Genomic DNA, 4,205 nt, shown 5'->3' with positions numbered 1-4,205 from the left:
GGCTGGATGTCACGATCAAGGAGCCGGACGTGTCACCGCTGCAATTGCAGGGGCCGAAATCGGGCCTGATCATGCAAGAGCTTTTTGGCGATAGCATCCTCGATCTGAAATACTACTGGCTGCGTGAACTTGAGTTAGACGGAATTCCGCTCCTCGTGTCGCGCACCGGCTGGTCGAGTGAATTGGGTTATGAGATCTATCTGCGGGACAGCGCCCATGGCGATGCGCTCTGGGAGCGGATCATGGCGGCGGGGATGCCCTTTGGTCTCAAGCCCGGTCACACCTCGTCAATCCGCCGGATCGAAGGGGGTATGCTGTCGTATCATGCCGATGCCGACATCAACACAAACCCTTATGAGCTGGGTTTGGACCGGCTGGTCAATCTCGATATCGAGGCCGAATTCATCGGCAAAGCCGCGCTGCGCCGCATCCGTGAAGAGGGCCCGCGCCGCAAGCAGATCGGCTTGATCATTGACGGCGCACCGCTCAAGGGGCCGAACACCACCTTTTGGGCGATCAATGTCGCAGGCGAGCAGATCGGCAAGGTCACATCGGCGGTCTATTCCCCACGTCTGGAGCGGAATATCGCATTGGCGATGGTCGCGGCAGAGCATGCCAATATCGGGGCCGAGGTCGAGGTTGTGACCGGTCAGGGGCCAGTGCGCGCCGTGACCGCAGAGCGTCCGTTCTACGACCCCAACAAGAAAATCGCCGCCGCCTGAGCGTTGGCCCGAAACGAGACTTGATCCATGTCCGACCTCGCAATCGAGCTGCATTGGCAGCGCGCCGAACCTGTGCTGCAAACCGGCAAATATTCCAATGCCCATACCGTGCAGTTCAACAACCGCCAAGATGTCCAAGTGGACGCCGCCCCGGATTGGGGCGGTGATCCCGCCCACACCAATCCCGAACAGGCGCTCGCCTCGGCGCTCTCCAGTTGCCACATGATGACCTTTCTCGCGCTCGCGGCCAAGGCGGAGTGGCCGGTTGCCAGCTATCACGACTACGCGGTCGCCCATCTGGGCAAGAACCCCAAGGGGCAGATGTCGGTGACGCGCATTGATCTGCATCCGGTGGTGCGGTTTGACACCGGATTTGCGGTCGGGGACGCCACGCTGGCCGAGATGCAGGACCGCGCGCATCGCTACTGCTTTATCGCCAACACGCTCGCCGAGAGCGTGGAGATCAACATTCTCTGACCTCAAAAAAAGGGCCTGTTCCCGTGCAAAAGAACGATATCCTTCTGCGTGATCTCGACGGGGACGGCATCCTGCGCCTGACACTGAATGACGCGGGCCGTCGCAACGCACTGTCTGAGGCGATGCTGGCAAGGCTTGCCTTGGCCTTTGCCGAAGCTGGGAATGATCCGGCGGTGCGGGTGGTCGTTCTGGCAGCCAACGGTCCTGCGTTCTGCGCGGGCCACGACCTCAAGGAAATGACCGCAGGGCGTGCCGGTGCGGACCGGGGCCGGGCCTATTTCACCAAGATCATGGCGCTCTGTTCCGGTGTGATGCAATCCATCGTGAACTGCCCCAAGCCGGTGATCGCCGAAGTCACAGGCATTGCAACCGCAGCAGGCTGTCAGTTGGTGGCAAGCTGTGATCTGGCAATCGCGGCGGAAACGGCGCAGTTCAGCACACCGGGGGTGCACATCGGCCTCTTCTGCTCGACCCCCATGGTGGCCCTGTCGCGCAATGTGGCGGACAAGCACGCGATGGAGATGCTGCTCACCGGCGATATGATCCCGGCCGCGCGTGCAGCGGAAATGGGCCTCATCAACCATGCGGTTTCCCCTGAGGACTTGCAGGCCGCTACGATGGCCATGGCCCGCAAGATTGCGTCGAAATCGAGTATGACGCTCGCCACCGGCAAACGCGCCTTTTACGCGCAACGCGAGATGACCCTTTCGGATGCCTATGCCTACGCCTCAGCCGTGATGGTGGACAATATGCTGGCGCGCGATGCTCAAGAGGGCATCGGTGCCTTTCTCGAAAAACGAAGCCCCCAGTGGCAGGATGCCTGAGCCATGACGACGAACCCCTATAACACCGATCTCGACCGCACCCCGGCGAACCATCAGCCCCTCACACCGCTCGGCTTTCTGGAGCGTGCGGCGAGTGTGTTCCCCGAGCATACCGCCATTGTTCACGGCCCCCTGCGGCGCAGCTATGCCGCGTTCTACGCACGCGCGCGGCAGCTTGCCTCGGCGCTGAGCACGCGAGGGATCGGGCGCGGCGATACCGTGTCGGTGATGCTGGCGAACACGCCCGCGATGCTGGAATGTCATTACGGAGTGCCGATGTGCGGCGCGGTGCTGCATTCGATCAACACGCGGCTCGACGCGGGCATCATCGCGTTTCAATTGGATCACGCCCTGTCCCGCGTGGTGATCGTAGACCGTGAATTCATGCCCCTGATGCAAGAGGCTCTGGCATTGGCCTCAGTCGCCCCGCTCCTTCTCCAGTATGACGATCCAGAGTTCACCGGTCCGGCCATCGCGACCGACGCAGAAGACTACGAGACCTTCCTGTCGGCGGGCGATCCGGCGTTCGACTGGCTGATGCCAGAGGATGAATGGGACGCGATTTCGATCAATTACACCTCTGGCACCACCGGTGATCCCAAGGGCGTGGTGTCGCACCACCGGGGGGCCTATCTCTTGGCGCAGGGCAATGCGCTGACCACCTCGATGGCCAAACATGCGGTCTATCTCTGGACCCTGCCGATGTTCCATTGCAACGGCTGGTGTTTTCCATGGACGCTCTCGGCCATCGTCGGCACGAATGTCTGCCTGCGCCAAGTGCGCGCGGAACCGATCTGGCAGACGCTTGCGCAAGAGCGGGTCACGCATCTCTGCGGCGCGCCGATTGTCATGTCGCTGATGATCTCGGCCTCCGAGACTGTGAAACGTGCGCTTGATCACACGGTGCAATTCTTCACCGCCGCAGCACCGCCCCCCGAAAAACTCTTGGCGGATATGAAGCACGCTGGCTTTGACGTGACCCATCTCTATGGGTTGACGGAAACCTATGGCCCGGCGGTCGTCAATGACTGGCATGACGATTGGTCCGCTTTGCCCCCCGCAGAGCAGGCCACGCTCAAGGCGCGGCAAGGTGTGCGCTATCTGGCGCTCGAGGGGCTCGACGTGATGGACCCCGAGACCATGATCCCGGTGCCGCGCGACGGGCAGACCATGGGCGAAGTCATGTTTCGCGGCAATGTCGTGATGAAGGGGTATTTCCGCAATCCGCAGGCCACGCAAAAGGCCTTTGCTGGCGGCTGGTTCCACTCTGGCGATCTGGGTGTGCGACATCCCGATGGCTATATCCAGCTCAAGGATCGCTCCAAGGATGTCATCATCTCTGGGGGCGAAAACATCTCTTCCATCGAGGTGGAAGAGACGCTCTATGGTCATCCGGCAGTCGCGGTCACGGCCGTTGTCGCCATGCCGCATGAGAAATGGGGAGAGACCCCTTGCGCCTTTGTCGAACTGGCCGAGGGGCAGGTAGCGGATGCCGCAGCCCTGCGTGCATGGTGCCGCGACCATCTGGCCCCCTACAAGGTGCCGGGGCAGTTTGTATTCAGCACGATCCCACGCACATCAACGGGCAAAATTCAAAAGTTCCTGTTGCGGGAACAGGCACGAGAGATGGCACAGGTCGAGACGGCTTAGCCGCCTCTCGCAGCCTTGCGGCGCTCAACCCGCGCGCGGATGGCCGCGACATCAGTCACAGGTGTCGCAGCAAAGAGCGCGCGGGTGTAGGGGTGTTGCGGGTCGGCAAAGAGCGCCTCGCGACTGCCCTGCTCGACCGCCTCACCCTTGGAGATGACCATCACCTCGTCTGCGATATAGCGCACGACAGATAGGTCATGGCTGACAAAGACATAGGTCAGCTCGAACTCGTCCTGCAAATCGGCCAAGAGGTTGAGCACCTGCGCCTGCACCGAAAGATCGAGCGCCGACACCGGCTCATCGAGCACCAGCAGCGAAGGATTCAGCATCAGCGCGCGGGCAATCGCAATGCGCTGCCGCTGCCCGCCCGAGAACATATGTGGGTAGCGGTTGAAATGCTCGGGCTGCAAGCCGACCTTCTTGATCATCGCCTCGGCCCGGTCGCGCCGTTCAGAGGCAGGCATATCGGTATTGATCACCAGAGGTTCCATCAGCACATTGCCGATTTTCTGACGGGGATTGAGGCTTCCGT

5 protein-coding genes are annotated in these 4,205 nt (G+C 61.5%); 4 read left to right on the top strand and 1 reads right to left on the bottom strand.

The window, feature by feature from the left end:
• The 4 genes from KBT70_RS05440 to KBT70_RS05425 form a co-directional block, all read left to right on the top strand.
• Window positions 1–722 (top strand): glycine cleavage T C-terminal barrel domain-containing protein (locus KBT70_RS05440; RefSeq protein ID WP_296629518.1); only part of this gene is annotated, 722 nt, incomplete at its 5' end.
• 27 nt (window positions 723–749) lie between these two features.
• Window positions 750–1,199: an OsmC family protein gene (locus KBT70_RS05435; RefSeq protein ID WP_296629516.1), complete on the top strand. Its 450-nt coding sequence runs from the start codon at window positions 750–752 to the stop codon at window positions 1,197–1,199.
• 23 nt (window positions 1,200–1,222) lie between these two features.
• Window positions 1,223–2,023 carry an enoyl-CoA hydratase gene (locus KBT70_RS05430; protein WP_296629514.1) on the top strand — a complete coding sequence of 267 codons (801 nt, stop codon included), beginning with the start codon at window positions 1,223–1,225 and terminating at the stop codon, window positions 2,021–2,023.
• 3 nt (window positions 2,024–2,026) lie between these two features.
• Window positions 2,027–3,673: an acyl-CoA synthetase gene (locus tag KBT70_RS05425; RefSeq protein ID WP_296629512.1), complete on the top strand. Its 1,647-nt coding sequence runs from the start codon at window positions 2,027–2,029 to the stop codon at window positions 3,671–3,673.
• On the opposite strand, the gene KBT70_RS05420 is transcribed toward KBT70_RS05425, so the two are convergent.
• The coding region (locus KBT70_RS05420; protein ID WP_296629510.1) for an ATP-binding cassette domain-containing protein at window positions 3,670–4,205 on the bottom strand (536 nt) is incomplete at its 5' end. The two genes, KBT70_RS05425 and KBT70_RS05420, sit on opposite strands and share 4 nt — an antisense overlap.

Origin of the sequence: Roseovarius sp. (genome assembly GCF_018066915.1) — a bacterium.
Lineage (GTDB): Bacteria > Pseudomonadota > Alphaproteobacteria > Rhodobacterales > Rhodobacteraceae > Roseovarius.
Note: the sequence above shows the minus strand (reverse complement) of the source record. Positions and strands in the feature narration are given on the sequence as shown.

Coding starts and splice junctions, on each gene's coding strand:
- KBT70_RS05435 (WP_296629516.1), top strand. CDS start 750: ATGTCCGACCTCGCAATCGAGCTGCATTGGCAGCGCGCCGAACCTGTG.
- KBT70_RS05425 (WP_296629512.1), top strand. CDS start 2,027: ATGACGACGAACCCCTATAACACCGATCTCGACCGCACCCCGGCGAAC.